18 protein-coding genes and 1 pseudogene are annotated in these 14348 nt (G+C 62.6%); 7 read left to right on the forward strand and 12 right to left on the reverse strand.

The features are described from left to right. Positions 1–8: 8 nt before the first annotated feature. From JQ597_RS01640 to JQ597_RS01650, 3 genes are all read right to left on the reverse strand, one after another. Positions 9–884: an MBL fold metallo-hydrolase gene (locus JQ597_RS01640; RefSeq protein ID WP_212262203.1), complete on the reverse strand. Its 876-nt coding sequence runs from the start codon at positions 882–884 to the stop codon at positions 9–11. An 89-nt stretch (positions 885–973) separates the two neighbouring features. Next, positions 974–2596, reverse strand: coding sequence for an ABC-F family ATP-binding cassette domain-containing protein (locus JQ597_RS01645; protein ID WP_192733335.1), 1623 nt, complete (start codon positions 2594–2596; stop codon positions 974–976). A gap of 139 nt (positions 2597–2735) precedes the next feature. After that, entirely contained in the window at positions 2736–3440 is a 705-nt protein-coding gene (locus JQ597_RS01650) for a hypothetical protein (RefSeq protein ID WP_212262206.1), read from the reverse strand. Positions 3441–3626: 186 nt separating this feature from the next. On the opposite strand from JQ597_RS01650, the gene JQ597_RS01655 reads away from it, so the two are divergent. Then, positions 3627–4079 carry a hypothetical protein gene (locus tag JQ597_RS01655; protein WP_212262209.1) on the forward strand — a complete coding sequence of 151 codons (453 nt, stop codon included), beginning with the start codon at positions 3627–3629 and terminating at the stop codon, positions 4077–4079. A gap of 28 nt (positions 4080–4107) precedes the next feature. Here the strand turns inward: JQ597_RS01655 and JQ597_RS01660 are convergent. The 4 genes and pseudogenes from JQ597_RS01660 to JQ597_RS01675 form a co-directional block, all read right to left on the reverse strand. Further along, positions 4108–4934 (reverse strand): annotated as a pseudogene (locus tag JQ597_RS01660) (tetratricopeptide repeat protein). Between the two features lie 33 nt (positions 4935–4967). Beyond that, positions 4968–5654, reverse strand: a complete 687-nt coding sequence (locus JQ597_RS01665; protein ID WP_212262211.1) for a substrate-binding domain-containing protein — start codon at positions 5652–5654, stop codon at positions 4968–4970. 4 nt (positions 5655–5658) lie between these two features. Next, positions 5659–6366, reverse strand: coding sequence for a GrlR family regulatory protein (locus JQ597_RS01670; RefSeq protein WP_212262214.1), 708 nt, complete (start codon positions 6364–6366; stop codon positions 5659–5661). A gap of 194 nt (positions 6367–6560) precedes the next feature. Then, entirely contained in the window at positions 6561–7598 is a 1038-nt protein-coding gene (locus tag JQ597_RS01675) for a glutamine synthetase beta-grasp domain-containing protein (protein WP_212262217.1), read from the reverse strand. Between the two features lie 557 nt (positions 7599–8155). On the opposite strand from JQ597_RS01675, the gene JQ597_RS01680 reads away from it, so the two are divergent. Continuing rightward, complete coding sequence (locus JQ597_RS01680; RefSeq protein WP_212262220.1) at positions 8156–8353, forward strand: DUF2735 domain-containing protein; 198 nt, start codon at positions 8156–8158, stop codon at positions 8351–8353. A gap of 110 nt (positions 8354–8463) precedes the next feature. Here the strand turns inward: JQ597_RS01680 and JQ597_RS01685 are convergent, their stop codons facing one another. Further along, on the reverse strand, positions 8464–8790 hold the full coding sequence (locus tag JQ597_RS01685) for an MliC family protein (RefSeq protein WP_212262223.1): 327 nt from the start codon (positions 8788–8790) through the stop codon (positions 8464–8466). A gap of 120 nt (positions 8791–8910) precedes the next feature. On the opposite strand from JQ597_RS01685, the gene JQ597_RS01690 reads away from it, so the two are divergent. Next, positions 8911–9657: a tyrosine-protein phosphatase gene (locus tag JQ597_RS01690; RefSeq protein WP_212262226.1), complete on the forward strand. Its 747-nt coding sequence runs from the start codon at positions 8911–8913 to the stop codon at positions 9655–9657. 136 nt (positions 9658–9793) lie between these two features. Here JQ597_RS01690 and JQ597_RS01695 read toward each other — a convergent pair whose 3' ends face one another. Further along, on the reverse strand, positions 9794–9997 hold the full coding sequence (locus JQ597_RS01695) for a hypothetical protein (protein ID WP_192733344.1): 204 nt from the start codon (positions 9995–9997) through the stop codon (positions 9794–9796). Positions 9998–10100: 103 nt separating this feature from the next. Beyond that, positions 10101–10784 carry an SGNH/GDSL hydrolase family protein gene (locus JQ597_RS01700; protein WP_212262229.1) on the reverse strand — a complete coding sequence of 228 codons (684 nt, stop codon included), beginning with the start codon at positions 10782–10784 and terminating at the stop codon, positions 10101–10103. A 125-nt stretch (positions 10785–10909) separates the two neighbouring features. Between JQ597_RS01700 and fabG the strand changes: the two genes are divergently transcribed. Then, positions 10910–11590, forward strand: coding sequence for a 3-oxoacyl-ACP reductase FabG (fabG, locus tag JQ597_RS01705; RefSeq protein WP_212262232.1), 681 nt, complete (start codon positions 10910–10912; stop codon positions 11588–11590). Between the two features lie 4 nt (positions 11591–11594). Here the strand turns inward: fabG and JQ597_RS01710 are convergent, their stop codons facing one another. Together JQ597_RS01710 and JQ597_RS01715 are read right to left on the reverse strand one after the other, a co-directional pair. Next, a complete protein-coding gene (locus tag JQ597_RS01710; protein ID WP_212262235.1) occupies positions 11595–12296 on the reverse strand; it encodes a hypothetical protein in 702 nt (233 codons plus the stop codon). A 70-nt stretch (positions 12297–12366) separates the two neighbouring features. Further along, positions 12367–12711 carry a GrlR family regulatory protein gene (locus JQ597_RS01715; RefSeq protein ID WP_212262237.1) on the reverse strand — a complete coding sequence of 115 codons (345 nt, stop codon included), beginning with the start codon at positions 12709–12711 and terminating at the stop codon, positions 12367–12369. Between the two features lie 123 nt (positions 12712–12834). Here JQ597_RS01715 and JQ597_RS01720 point away from each other — a divergent pair, with 123 nt between their 5' ends. From JQ597_RS01720 to JQ597_RS01730, 3 genes are all read left to right on the forward strand, one after another. Beyond that, on the forward strand, positions 12835–13509 hold the full coding sequence (locus JQ597_RS01720; protein WP_212262240.1) for a DUF2161 domain-containing phosphodiesterase: 675 nt from the start codon (positions 12835–12837) through the stop codon (positions 13507–13509). A 33-nt stretch (positions 13510–13542) separates the two neighbouring features. Continuing rightward, the gene (locus JQ597_RS01725) at positions 13543–13842 is read left to right on the forward strand and encodes a putative quinol monooxygenase (protein ID WP_212262243.1); all 300 of its coding nucleotides are present in this window, start codon (positions 13543–13545) and stop codon (positions 13840–13842) included. An 86-nt stretch (positions 13843–13928) separates the two neighbouring features. Next, positions 13929–14231 carry a hypothetical protein gene (locus JQ597_RS01730; RefSeq protein ID WP_212262246.1) on the forward strand — a complete coding sequence of 101 codons (303 nt, stop codon included), beginning with the start codon at positions 13929–13931 and terminating at the stop codon, positions 14229–14231. The last annotated feature ends 117 nt before the right edge of the window (positions 14232–14348 follow it).

The following is a 14348-nucleotide window of genomic DNA, read 5'->3' on the forward strand; positions in this document are numbered from 1 at the left end:
CAATAGCGCTAATCCCGTTTGAAACGATAATCGAAGCGATCGCCATCGGCCGTGATCAGGCCGACCGTCGGATTCGGGAAATGAACCGGCAGGATCAGCGTATCGGTGCCGGCAACGGAGGCAAAGAACGTGCGGCGCGACACCGCCGACTGTTTTGGGTCCCAGTCGACACCCGGCGACCAGTCGGGCTCGCGGCACTGGATCGCATGATGCATCAAGTCGCCGGCCACCACGGCGTGCTGACCTTTCGAGAAGATGTTGACGCAGCAATGGCAGGGCGAATGCCCGGGCGTCGGTGTCAGCGTGACGGTATCGTCGAGTGCGTAGTCGTCGTCGACCAGCAGCGCCTGCCCGGCCTCCACGATCGGCAGGCAGTTGTCGCGAAACACCTTGCCGGGCGGCTCGGCTCCCCTGGCGTATTCGGCTTCCCACACCGCGTATTCCTTTTTGTGGAATATGTACTTCGCATTCGGGAATGTCGGCACCCACCGCGCGTCGCGCAGCGTGGTGTTCCAGCCGGTATGGTCGATGTGCAGATGGGTGCAGAACACGTAATCGACCTGCTCGAAGCCGACGCCGAGCGCGAACAGCTCGTTGCGCCAGCGCGCCTTGCCGGGGAAATCGAACGGCGGCGGATGCCCCTTGTCCTCGCCGGTGCAGGTGTCGACCAGGATGGTATGGCGCGGCGTGCGGACCACAAACGTCTGGTAGGTGATGAACATCTTGCCGGACGCCGCGTCGAAGAATTCCGGCTCCATCTTTGGCAGATGCTGCTTGAAGACCGCGTCGTCATAGGCCGGGAAGAAATCCTGCGGCCGCCGCCACGGCCCCTCGCGCTCGATCACCGCGTCGATAGTGATGTCGCCGATCCTGATCTGCCGCATCGTTTCCCCCGATTTTTGCAAGAAGCGTATCGGGCAGATCATGATGGTTCAAGCAGCCCGCGGCGCGTGCCCCATGTGCGTCCCGCGCATCAGCTCCGCAGGCCCGGCGCCTCGTGGCCGGTGCGCGCGACGTATTCCGTATAGCCGCCGCCAAACTGGTGGATGCCCTCGGGCGTCAATTCCAGCACGCGGTTGGAAAGCGCCGCCAGGAAATGACGATCATGCGAGACGAACAGCATGGTGCCCTCGAATTCGGAGAGCGCGTTGATCAGCATCTCCTTGGTCGCGAGATCCAGATGGTTGGTCGGCTCGTCCAGCACCAGAAAATTCGGCGGGTCGAACAGCATCTGCGCCATCACCAGACGCGCCTTCTCGCCGCCCGACAGCACCCGGCATTTTTTCTCGACATCGTCGCCGGAAAATCCGAAGCAGCCGGCCAGCGCGCGCAATGAGCCCTGGCCTGCCTGCGGGAAGCAATCTTCCAACCACTGGAAGACGGTGCGTTCGCCGTCGAGCAAATCCATCGCGTGCTGTGCGAAATAGCCCATCTTGACGCTGCCGCCGACCACGACGGTGCCGTCATCAGGCTCGGTCGAGCCCGCCACCAGTTTCAGCAACGTCGACTTGCCGGCGCCGTTGATGCCCATCACGCACCAGCGCTCGCGGCGGCGGATCATGAAGTCGAGCCCTTCATAGATGCTGCGGCTGCCGTAACCCTTGTGGACATTCTTCAGGCTGACGACGTCCTCGCCGGAACGCGGCGCCGGCAGGAAGTCGAACGCGACCGTCTGGCGCCGCTTCGGCGGCTCGACGCGCTCGATCTTGTCGAGCTTCTTGACCCGGCTCTGCACTTGGGCGGCATGCGAGGCGCGCGCCTTGAAGCGCTCGATGAACTTGATCTCCTTGGCCAGCATCGCCTGCTGGCGCTCGAACTGCGCCTGCTGCTGCTTCTCGTTCAGCGCACGCTGCTGTTCGTAGAATTCGTAATTGCCGGAAAAGGTCGTCAGCGTGCCGCCGTCGATCTCGACCACCTTGTTGATGATGCGGTTGATGAACTCGCGGTCATGCGAGGTCATCAGCAGCGCGCCTTCATAGCCGCGCAAAAACTGCTCCAGCCAGATCAGGCTTTCCAGATCAAGATGGTTGCTCGGTTCGTCCAGCAGCATCACATCCGGGCGCATCAGCAGGATGCGCGCCAGCGCGACGCGCATCTTCCAGCCGCCCGACAGCGCGCCGACGTCGCCATCCATCATTTCCTGGCTGAACCCGAGGCCCGAAAGCGCCTCGCGTGCCCGGCCGTCCAGCGCATAACCGTCGAGTTCCTCAAAGCGGTGCTGGACCTCGCCATAGCGGGCGATGATGTCTTCCATCTCATCCGCCTGGTCCGGATCGGCCATCGCGGCCTCGAGCGCCCTGAGTTCGGCCGCCACGACGCTGACGGGGCCGGCGCCGTCCATCACCTCGGCAACCGCGCTGCGGCCTGCCATCTCGCCGACATCCTGGCTGAAATAGCCGATGGTAATGCCGCGATCGAGCGACACCTGCCCCTCGTCGGGCAGTTCCTGGCCTGAGATCATCCGGAAAAGCGTGGTCTTTCCAGCCCCGTTCGGGCCGACAAGGCCGATCTTCTCGCCCTTTTGCAGGGCTGCCGAAGCTTCGATGAAGAGGATCTGGTGGCCGACTTGCTTACTGACGTTATCGAGACGGATCATTGTTGCCCAAACATGAAAATTGTTGGCCGCTCTTATTCCATGTGGGGCGCAGGGGAAAGCCTATTCCGGGGGCAAGGCATAGCGTTTTCGAGCGAAGCGGGCACCGGTTCGCGTCAAGAAAACGCGTCAAATAAAAAGATTATGCGGCCCGCATCAGCTTCAAGGTGGCGGCCAGCCGCAGGCTGCGCTTTCCCGCCAGCGCGATGGCTTCCAGTTCCGCGCCCTCGTCGGCGCAGGTGCCAGCAAAGCCGATGCCGACCTCATGGCCGCCAAACACCAGATTTTCGCCCTTCGCCGGCGTGTGCTCCTGGTTGAGGATCTCGCCTTTCCAGCGGCCATCGGCCGAGCTGTAGGAGCCGAGGTAATAGAAGAACGCGTCGCCGCCGAGGATGCGGCCATTCATCAGCAGCATGACGCCGGACAGGCCGGCATCGACGCCGTCGAGCGCGCGGATGTGAATGGAATAGAGCCCGTTCACGATGCCCCCTGGCCCGACTTCACCGACAGGCGGCAAGGCCTCGTCGTCGAGCCGGGTCAGATTGGCCCAGAACAGCGCACCCGGCCGCTGCGCGGCGCTGCCCTCGAAGCGCAGCATGTTGCCGTTGACCCGGCCAATCACGCTGGCTGAGGCGACGTCGGTGTCCATCAGCGGCTTGTAATGGGGATCATGATTGTGACGCTGGGTGATGAGCTCGGCGAGGATCTCCTCGCCGCTCTCCTGATAGGTCCCCAGATGCGCGAAAGCGGAATTGCCGCCCAGCAGCTTGCCCTCATGCATGCACATGATGCTGCGACCGAACGCGTCGTTCACGCCGTACTCAGCCTTGTAAAGCCCGTCCAGCAAGGAAGATTTCCAGCTTTATTGAACCATCTCGCGGCGGCATAGCACCAGCGGGGAAGCAGTACCAGCGGTCGTTTCAGCGCAGGTTTTGGGCGTTCCGTGTCATACCTCACGCAACCGGTGCCGGCGACGTGAACCGGCTGGCCACGGCAGCCGACCAATGGGCGATTTCCATTGCGGGTGATACCGATGACCGAAGATGAAGAGACCATTGCCCGAACCATCGCCGAGGCCAGCGAGCTGCCGTTGAGGGACGCGGCCTATCTGCTGTGGCGGGAGTGCTCCAAGCTCGACTTGCTCGCGTGGCGCGCGATGCCGCCGAACGTGCGTGACGTGTTCCGGTCGCGGCCGTCGGGAGAAAATTCCATCGAGGTCAAATTCGAGCACGATCATCCCGAAGACGGTCTGACCTTCGACCGCTTGCAACTCACCCATCCCGGTATGGATGAAGCGGAAGTGAAGCAGGCCATCATTGCCGCGGTGAGATTCGACGATGCCTGTTTTGGTTACTTCGACAAGATCAAGGGCGAGTTCGGCGCACGCTACAAGCGCGCGGTCGAACTGGCGGCAAGAGATTATCCCGGATATCTGGAACTGACCTATCAGCGGGCGCGATACTACATCAGCTATTACATGAAGTGATGGCGGCCTGAACGACGCGCCCCTCACCTCAAAAGCACAGATTGGTCACCACGTTGCCGCGCTTGCCTTGATTGTGTAAGGACATCGCAGCCGCTCCAATGCCTTCTTGGCATCTTCATCGCCGAGTGCGGCGGCCCGCTCGTAGTAGGCTTTGGCGGCGTTGGAATCCTTGGCGCCGCCACGGCCTTGCTGTGCGAACGCGCCCATGCGCTCCAGCGCACCAGGATGATTTTGTGCCGCCGCCTTTTCAAACAACGCCCGCGCGGCAACATCGTCCTTGGCGCCGCCGTCGCCTTCCGCCAGCATCATGCCGAGCTGATATTGCGCCTCCGCATTGGTCTCGGCGCCCTTCGACAGCAATTCGCGCGCCCGCACCGGGTCGGCCGGTCCGCCCGCGCCGCCGCCAAGGGCCGCGAGATTGCTGATGCCACGCGGATTACCGGCCTGGGCAGCGCGCTCGAACAGCTTGCGCGCCTGCGCTTCGTCCCGCGCAACGCCGGCTCCGGTTCCGTAGAGCACACCGAGTTCGACCATGGCCGAGGTCGAGCCTTTGTCGGCCGCCTTGCGCCATGCCGCGACCGCCTCGGGTGCTTGCCGGTTAGCCGCGTAGGCGCGTCCGAGCTGGTACGTTGCCCGCCGCGATGAGCTCGCGGCGATCTTGCAGTATTTGATCGCGGTGGCGATATCGGAGGCTGCAATCTCAGACGTGCCTTTCACGTCGGCCGGCTTGTCGGGATCGGACGGATCGGCGGCGACGCGGTCGCAGAGCACGAGATCGGCCGATTGCGCGCGCGCCGGAACGGGCAACACCAACACACCCATCGCAACCGCGACCCCGTGAAACAGCGTCCTCATGGGGCGACAGGTTGCGTCGACCGGCAGGCAAATTCAAGGCTCAAGCCCGCTCTCGCGCAGCACCGGCGCAACCTCGCGCGAGGCGAGAAACCGCAACAGCCGGTCCGCTTGAGCAGCCTTGCCAGAGGCCGCCACGCGGCCGGCGGAAAACACCGCGGGCGTTTGCAGCTCGCGAGGAATCGGGCCAATAACCTCGATACCCCCGACCTGCTTCAACTCGCTAATCTGCTGCACGGCCAGATCGGCCTCTCCGGTGACCAGCCGCTCGGCCGTGAAACCCGACGGGATGATGCACGCTCTCGCATTGATCTCGGATGCAATCCCCAAGCGCTCGATCAACTGCGCGAACAAAATGCCGCTGGCGCCGATCCGCGAATAGGCCACCGAACGGGCGTCAAGCAGCGCCGCGCGCAGCGCGGGCTCGGTTGCGATGTCGGGATGGGCAAAGCCCGCTTTCACCGCCAGGCCGACATAGGACCGCGCGAGATCCACGCAGCTATCCGCCACCACGCGCCCCTCGCGGGCCATGTCGTCGAGCCCCTCGCGGGTCAGGATAACGACATCGGCGCCCTCGCCGCCGCGCAGGCGATCCAGCAGCGCCAATGTCGGCGCGAAGTCGGCATCGATGCGCACACCGCCGGCTGCCTCATAATGCCCAGCCAGATTGTGAACCGCGCCCTTCAGGGCCAGTGTCGAGAGCACGCGCACGGCATTGTCCATGGCGTTACGCCCGATGCATCAGCTTGAGCACGGCTGTCAGGCGGAGGCTTCGCTTGCCCGCAAGCGCGGTGGCCTCCAGCAGCGCGCCCTGGTCGTCGCAGGTGCCGGCAAAGCCAATGCCGACCTCATGGCCGCCGAACACCGGGTTCTCGCCCCTTGCCGGCGTGTGCTCCTGATTGAGGATCTGGCCCTTCCAGCGGCCCTTCTCCGAGGTGTAGCTGCCGATGTAGTAGAACGACGCGTCGCCGCCGAGGATACGACCCTCATTGAGCAGCATCACGCCAGTCAGGCCGCCGTCGACGCCGTCGAGCATGCGGATGTGAATGGAATAGAGGCCATTGACGATACCATCCTGGCCGACGCCTCCGGCGATCGGGATCTCCTCCTCCCCGATCGGCGTCATGACTGAGCTGAATTTCGCACCCGGCAATTCCTTGAGGCCGCCTTCAAACCGGTAAAGATTGCCATCCGGCTTGCCCCGCGCCAGCAGGGTGGCGTCGTCGGTGCCGGCCATCGCGCGGTAATTCGGGTCGGGATTATGGCGAACGGTCTTGATCTCGATGGCAAGCTCGCCATCGGCTTCTTCCCGGTAGGTGCCGATATGCGCAAAGGCGGAATTGCCGCCGAGCATCTTGCCGGCGCGCACATACATCACGCTGCGGCCGACCGCGTCGTTGAGCTGAAACCGGATCTTGTAGAAACCCTCGAGCAATGGCCGTGTCCCCGGCAAGCGCATCCGCTATCTAGCGCGGTTCATAACGCAGGGGAACGGCTTGAATCGGGCAAAGGGCTTGAATCGATTCATTTGAGGCAACGTCATCGCAATGCAATGACCCGCCAAAGCGGGCACGCTTTGGCGGGTCAGGGTTGTAATCCGGACGCCCCCGTCCGGGTCTGCGGCGTGGTTTAGGCCGCGGCCGACTTGGCAGCCGTCGGAACTTCGGCGATCGTCTTCAGGATCTGCGAAGCGATGGCGTAGGGGTCGCCTTGCGAGTTCGGGCGGCGGTCTTCGAGATAGCCCTTGTAGTCGTTCTTCATGAACGAGTGCGGCACGCGGATCGAGGCGCCGCGGTCAGCCACGCCGTAGCTGAACTTGTTCCAGGGAGCGGTCTCGTGCTTGCCGGTCAGACGCTTGTCGTTATCAGGCCCGTAGACGGCAATGTGGTCCATGAGGTTCTTCTCAAAGGCCGCCATCAGCGCCTCGAAATAGGCCTTGCCGCCGGTCTCGCGCATAAGTTTGGTCGAGAAGTTGGCGTGCATGCCCGAGCCGTTCCAGTCGGTGTCGCCGAGCGGCTTGCAGTGATACTCAATGTCGATGCCGTAAGTTTCAGTCAGGCGCTGCAACAGGTAGCGAGCCATCCACATTTCGTCGGCGGCCTTTTTGGAGCCCTTGCCGAAGATCTGGAATTCCCACTGGCCCTTCGCCACTTCGGCGTTGATGCCCTCGTGGTTGATGCCGGCGGCAAGACAGAGCTCGAGATGCTTCTCGACGATCTCACGCGCGACCGAACCGACATTGCTGTAGCCGACGCCGGTGTAATACGGGCCCTGCGGCGCAGGATAACCCGAGGTCGGGAACCCGAGCGGCCGGCCGTCCTTGTACATGAAGTATTCCTGCTCGAAGCCGAACCACGCGCCTTCGTCGTCAAGAATGGTGGCGCGCCGGTTGGTCGCGTGCGGGGTGACGCCATCCGGCATCATGACTTCGCACATCACCAGGACGCCGTCCTTGCGCGCGCCGTCGGGATAAACCGCAACCGGCTTGAGCACGCAATCCGAGCTTCTGCCTTCGGCCTGCATGGTCGATGAGCCATCGAAGCCCCACAGCGGGAGCTGCTCGAGCGTCGGGAACGAAGCGAATTCCTTGATCTGTGTTTTGCCGCGCAGATTCGGTGTCGGCGTATACCCGTCGAGCCAGATATACTCGAGCTTGTACTTGGTCATTGAGCCTCTCTTGAGTTTAATGCTGCTAGGTGCGGAAGCCTCGGACTTTGGAGGTTAGAAGCCCTGCAGTCCCCGCACACGTGTACCCGGCCACGTCAGGCCGCTTCTTACCAAGCAATTAAAGTGCCAATCGCTGCAGCGCGGCACCGGACGGCTTTGGGATGTCCACCCTCGTGCGTGCATTTTTTGATGCGACATAGAAGCGCGCCTGACATGCGCGGCGGGCGGCCAAAAGGCGCTTTCGAGCCCGTCTGACGCCCGATTCTACGGCAGTTTCGGCCCGCAACTCCCGGCCCGATTAAAGCTGCAGCAGCCTTTTGCGCCATTCGGCGGGAGGTTCGGTCGCGGCCGGCAACCATCTCCCCGGCTCAAGCGTTAGTCACCTGCCCATTGCCTCACACGAAGCAAAACAGGAAATGCCTACAAAATGCACAGCAGCTGACTTTTTTTGAGCAATTTGCATTCCGGGAGGGCGCGAACGATATCGCAGTCTCGGTAACTAACGGAGAACGAGTCGGGCGCACCATGGTGGTTCGCTCGATCCAGGAGAGACCAGGATGATCAATACAGGTGTGAATGAGGGATCTGCCAAGATCTATCAATTCCCAGCCGGGGGCCGGTCGGCCTTGGCGGGACGTCGCTTTGGCGAGACCAAGCCCGACTTTGCCGCGCCGACGGTCGATGTCGCGGACTGCAGCGGCAGCTGGTACCACGCAGCGGCCATCGAGGAAACCAAGCCTGGGCGTGACCACTGATGCCAGCCCAATGTTCGGCAAATCCGCGTCAAAGAGTTCAGGCGCGGTCGGTGAAGTAGAAAAGGGTCGGAACGAAATCGTTTCGGCCCTTTTTCATGCAAGCCTTGTTTTTACGTCAGTTCGCATGCCGTTACCGGCCGTTTGGCGTGCTTGAGCGTGGTGAGCCCGGCCTTTGTGACTTTCAGGGTAATCCCGCGGCCCGAATAGCGCGCCCCCGACAACGCCACACCCTTTTTCAGCGTCACCGCCTTGCCATCGAGCTGCAGATGGGCGCGTGAATCGTACCGAAAAAACCCGGCGATGAATTGCGTGCCGTCGGCGCAACGATAGTTTTTGAAGGTCGCCTGTGCCAACGCGGCCGTCGAGCCGCCCGCTCCCAAAAACATCGTTCCCAGAAGCAACGCCGCCGCGAAACCAGCGATCTTGCGATTATTCATATTCTCCTCCTGATGGCCCGAGTATAGACCAGAGGGCAAGACGCGACACACCCCGGCTCGATCGCCACACAAGAATTGCATCTCCAAGAATTCTACCAAGAATTCCGTAAGGCAGCCCCGATGTCAGATTCCCCTGCCCGTCATCTCAATCTTGCTGGCGCCAGCAATTTCCGCGACCTCGGCGGTTATCTCACCCGGGACGGCCGCACGGTACGCTGGCGGCAGATGTTCCGGTCCAACCACCTCGGCCATCTCACCGATGATGACGCTGCGGTCTTGCGCTCGCTCGGCGTCAAGCGCGCGTTCGATTTTCGAGGCACGACGGAGCGCGCTGAGGCGGTGTGCGGCCTGGCCGATATCACCGTGCATTCGCTGCCGGTCGAGCCAACGGTGGTCGCCGCACTTCGTGCCATCGCCGCCAGCGGTACGGCGCTGTCGACTGACCACGCCGTCGAGGTGATGCGCGATTCCTACCGCAGCTATGTGCAACAGAACACGCCGCGCTTCCGGGCGCTGTTTGCGCATCTGCTGGAGGACCGCGCGCCACTGGTAATCCATTGCACCGCCGGCAAGGATCGCACCGGCTTCGCCTGTGCGCTGATCCTGCATACGCTTGGCGTTCCCGACGAGGTGATTGCGGAAGATTATCTGTTGACGAACCAGTTCTACCGCAGGGATCCCGCTGCCAGCAGCGACCTGCCTGATCACGTCAAGCAGGTGCTGGGTTCGGTGCAGCCCGCGTTCCTCAGCGCTGCGTTCGAAGCCATTGACGCCGACTATGGCAGTCTCGAAGCTTATCTCCGCGACGGCATCGGTCTTGGCGAAAAGGAGCGCGCGGCGCTCGCGGCGCGCTATCTGCAATCCTGACGGTTTTTATTTTGACGCGTTTTCTTCACGCGAACCGGTGCCCACTTCGCTCGAAAACGCTCTAATCGTGTTTCACCCGCCGCATCGAAGCGATCCGCGCGGCCGACCTTTGGGCTCGAGTGTGTCTCGCGATCGCTCAGGCCGCGGCTTCCATTTCCATTTCAGCATCGAGATCGGCGATGACGTCCTCGAACGCCTGGATCGCCTGCTGGATCGCCGCAATCTGCATCAGCTCCCAGTCCTTGATCGGACCGTTGCGGTTTTGCAGCGCGACCACCAAGTCCCGCCGCTGCTCCTTAAGCTGAACAAGCGGTAAACCGTGATCGGGTAGAGATCCCATCGTGATGCCCCTGCCAGGATTGGACTCCCCTTGTAGGGAACGGAACCTGCAATCGACTTGCGCAACTCAGGCAAATTTTAGCTATCGGCCTTGATCCGTATTCTTACGTAGTACCCGCCGCCTTCACGGCCCGCTCGATCGCATCGCTCAGGGCTTCTGCCAAGCAACCGGTCGCCCACTCGCTAATGTGAAGATGATTGTCGGCACCGTCTTCCAGGGCACTGATCGGGATATTGTCATCGACCCAGCGTCGCATCAGGGCGAAGCGTTGAAAGACGTTGACCTTCGCGATCTCAGCGGCTGCGGCGATGAACGCCACCATTTCTTCCGATGCCTTGAGCTTGTCGGTCATCGCCCTGGTGTATTGCAGGTCCATCAGGATCACATCCGCCGACAAGTCGGCGAGTTGTCTTAACCCGCTCTCGATGGCTCTGGCGACCTCCCTGCGATCCATGTCATGAAAGATTGCGTTGGTACCCACCTGCCAGATTACCAGAGCGGGCGCCTCATCGAACACGTCGGATCGAAACCGCTCTAACTCTTTCGGCGCCTCTTCGCCGCTGATACCGCGGTTGACCACATCGATCGTGCGCCGCGCAAGTTTCTGCCGCAACAGCATTTCCAGACGAGGCGGATAAGGTGCGACCGGCGCAACGCCCGCCGTCGATGACGAGCCGATCGCCACGATCTTGACCTTTTCCGGACGCTGGAGCGCCGCCGTCAGATACGGCAGTTTGTATTTGAAGTTGGCGACGTCCGGATCGCCGGTACGTGACACGTCGTTCATTTCATCACCCTCAACGGGAATATTTTGTTCGACACCCGCATTTGGATGCGAAATTCGCCGCATTGCAAATGAAAAACTGCCGGCGCTAGTGTGTGCTCCCTTTTATCGGCCCGCGGAGGCCCATTATGGATGGAAAAGTCATTGTCGTGACCGGCGCCCTCGGCGCGCTCGGCAGCGTCGTCGTTGACCAGGCGCTGGCGGCCGGTGCCAGGGTCGCAAGCGTGGACCACGCGCCGACGCAGGTGCCGGCGACGTCAAACCAGTTCGAACTCGGCGGCGTCGACCTGACCGATGCGGCGGCGGCGAAGAAGGCCATCGATGCCGCGGTGTCGCACTTCGGCAAGCTCGACGCGCTGATCAACATCGCCGGCGGTTTTGCGTTCGAGACGGTCATTGAGGGCGATCCGAAGACGTGGCAGCGCATGTACGCGCTCAACGTCACGACCGCGCTCAATGCCTCGCGCGCGGCGATCCCGTATCTGACCGCGTCCGGTGCCGGACGGATCGTCAATGTCGGCGCGCTTGGCGCGCTGCAGGCGAGCGCCGGCATGGGCGCCTATGCCGCGTCCAAGGCCGGCGTGCATCGCCTGACCGAAGCGCTCGCCGCCGAATACAAGGGCAGGATCACGGTGAACGCCGTGCTGCCGTCGATCATCGACACCGCGGCCAATCGCGCCAGCATGCCGAAAGCCGATTTCAGCAAATGGGTAAGACCAACAGAACTGGCCGACGTGATCCTGTTCCTCGCCAGCGACGCCGCCTCCGCCGTCACCGGCGCGCTGCTGCCGGTAAGCGGGCGGGTTTAAGTCCTCAATCTGCAAGCCTGCGCAGCACCGCCTTGAAGCGGATGCTGCGCTTGCCGGCCAGGGCGGTGGCTTCGCCTTCCGCGCCATCCTCGTCGTAGGTGCCGGAAAAGCCGATGCCGACCTCACGGTCGCCGAACAGCGGACGTTGGCCCATCGTCGGCGTATGCGTGTGGTTGATCAATTCGCCCTTCCACCGCCCCTGCGCGCTGCTGTAGGCGCCGACATAGTCGAAATGGGCGTCGCCGCCGCGAATGGTGCCGTCATGCAGCACCATCAGGCCGGTATTGCCGGAGTCGATGCCGTCGAGCATGCGGATGTTGAGCGAATAGAGTCCGTTCCGGACGCCGTCCGGCGCGTTCGCTCCCGCCGGCGGCGCCGCCTCCTCGCTGATGGCGGTTACGTGAGCCGTGAATGGCGCGCCCGCGAGCAGCGCGGTGCCATCCTCAAATATGTATCGGTCACCCCCTCTGCGCGTTCCCCGCAGCGTGATGTTATCGGCACCCGATACCCGCTTGAAACCCAGATTGTCGTTGCGCTGGACCGTCGTGATGTCGACAGCGATATCGTGACCGGATTCGAGGTAGCGGCCGGCGAACGCAAAGGCGGCATTGCCGCCGAACAAACGCCCGTCGCGCGCCACCATCACGCCGCGGCCGGAGCCACCATGCGTGGTGTGAATCTCGACCTTGTAAAGTCCCTTGAGCATGACCGCTCCGGCTGCAGCCGGTCCTTGTTGTTTTTCTGAATCCAGACGGTGGAGATGTCGCCGTGCGCGTTCAGTCCGGGATCAATATCCGCAGCATCGACTTGAAGCGGATGCTCTGCTTGCCGGCGAGCGCGATACCGTCGCTCTCGGCGGTGTCGTCTGTATAGGTTCCGGTAAATCCGATGGTGACGATCTTGCGTTCCCAGACCGGCCGCTCGCCATAGGTCGGCGAATGCTCCTGGTTGGTCAGTTCGCCTTTCCACTTGCCGTTCGCTGCCGTGTAGGTGCCGTAGGCATAGAAGAACGAGTCGCCACCCCGCAACTGGCCATCACGCACCACCATGACGCCCTGGTTGCCGCCGTGGACGCTGTCCAGCATTTCCACGGTAATGTGATAGAGGCCGTTCCTGATCATGGATTGGATCGCGCCCGTTTACCTGTCCCGCCGGCCAAGATAGCCACCTACGCGCGATTTGGCCAAATCCGGGCTAAACTCGTGACACTGAGTCGCGGCCGCTTTTGCCGCCGGAGCCTGTCGTTGGAAACCGCGCTTTATCTGCCCGTCAAACGCTTCCTTGAAAAGCTCGGCTTCACGGTCAAGGGCGAGATCGGCGGCTGTGACCTGGTGGCGCTGAGCGGCGACGATCCGCCGGTCGTGGTGATCGGGGAATTGAAGCTCACATTCAATCTCGAACTGATCCTGCAGGCGGTCGATCGCGCCGGCGCCTGTGACGAGGTGTGGCTCGCGGCCAAATTGTCGGCACGCGGCAAGGGCCGCGAAAGTGACGCCCGCTATCGCAACCTCTGTCGGCGGCTCGGCTTTGGCATGCTCGCGGTCACCAACACCGGCGACGTCGAGGTGATCGTCAAACCCGCCACGACAGCCCCTCGCCGCAACCCGAAGAAACGTTCGCGGCTGATCAGGGAGCATGAGCGACGCAAGGGCGATCCGGCGATGGGCGGCTCAACGCGCGCGCCGATCATGACGGCCTACCGCCAGCAGGCGCTGGCCTGTGCTGCGGCACTTTCAGGTGGCCCGCGGCGCGTGAAGGATTTGCGGATCGAGATGCCGGACGCCGGCAAGATTCTACTGCACAATGTCTATGGCTGGTTCGATCGCGCCGAGCGCGGCATTTACGTCCTGACCGATGCCGGACACGCCGCGCTGAAACGCTGGCCTCAACAACCGCTGGATCTGACCGCCGCCGAATAGTCCCGACAAGGACGGTGAAACCGGGAGGACAACATGATCGTGGTTACCGGCAGTGTGACGGCGCGCCAGGACAGTTTCGACGAGGTCCGCCGCCTGAGCCTCGAGCACGTCCATCGTTCGCGCAGCGAACCCGGGTGCATCTCGCACGCCGTGCATGTCGATTGCGAAAACCCGCTGCGGCTGGTGTTTTTCGAGCAATGGGCCGACCGCGCGGCGCTGCTTAACCATTTCGCGGTCCCCGCCTCGCGCGATTTCGTCAAATCGCTGCAATCGCTGGCCGCGGCCGCCACGTCTATCGAACTGTACGACGCTACCAGACTGGAGAAATTGTAGGTGCATGGCTGTAATGCCACGCCAAATTCATATTGCAATGCAACATAAGGGCACTTAGGTATCTCCGCATCAGATGCGAGGCCCCGATGAGCGAAGACTGGAACACGAAATATGGCACCCGGCGCGTACGGCGCGATCCGCCGACGCTGGAGGAAGCGATCTTCGCCGCCGTCGGCATTACCGACGATCAGCAGCAGCAGGCGGAAATCGCCGCAGCGCTGATGGGGCTGCCGTTCGAAGAAGTGCTGGCTGAGGTGAAGAAGACCGGCCGCGCCGTTGCGCGGTCCGCCACCCGCGTCATCACGGGTGAGCAAGGCGCCCAGCGCTCGGTCGTGGTCGAACGCAAGGTGATCAGGCGCTTCGGCAACGACAAGCGCACCGGTACCTGAAGTCCATTCCTGAAGATCCTAGTGTTAAAGGCCCCCGGGCAATTCGCGTGATCCAGGAGATCCGCGAATTGCCGCTAAAGCGTTTTTCAAGCGAAGTGGGCACCGGTTCGCGTCAAG

Origin of the sequence: Bradyrhizobium sp. AUGA SZCCT0177 (genome assembly GCF_018130125.1) — a bacterium.
Lineage (GTDB): Bacteria > Pseudomonadota > Alphaproteobacteria > Rhizobiales > Xanthobacteraceae > Bradyrhizobium.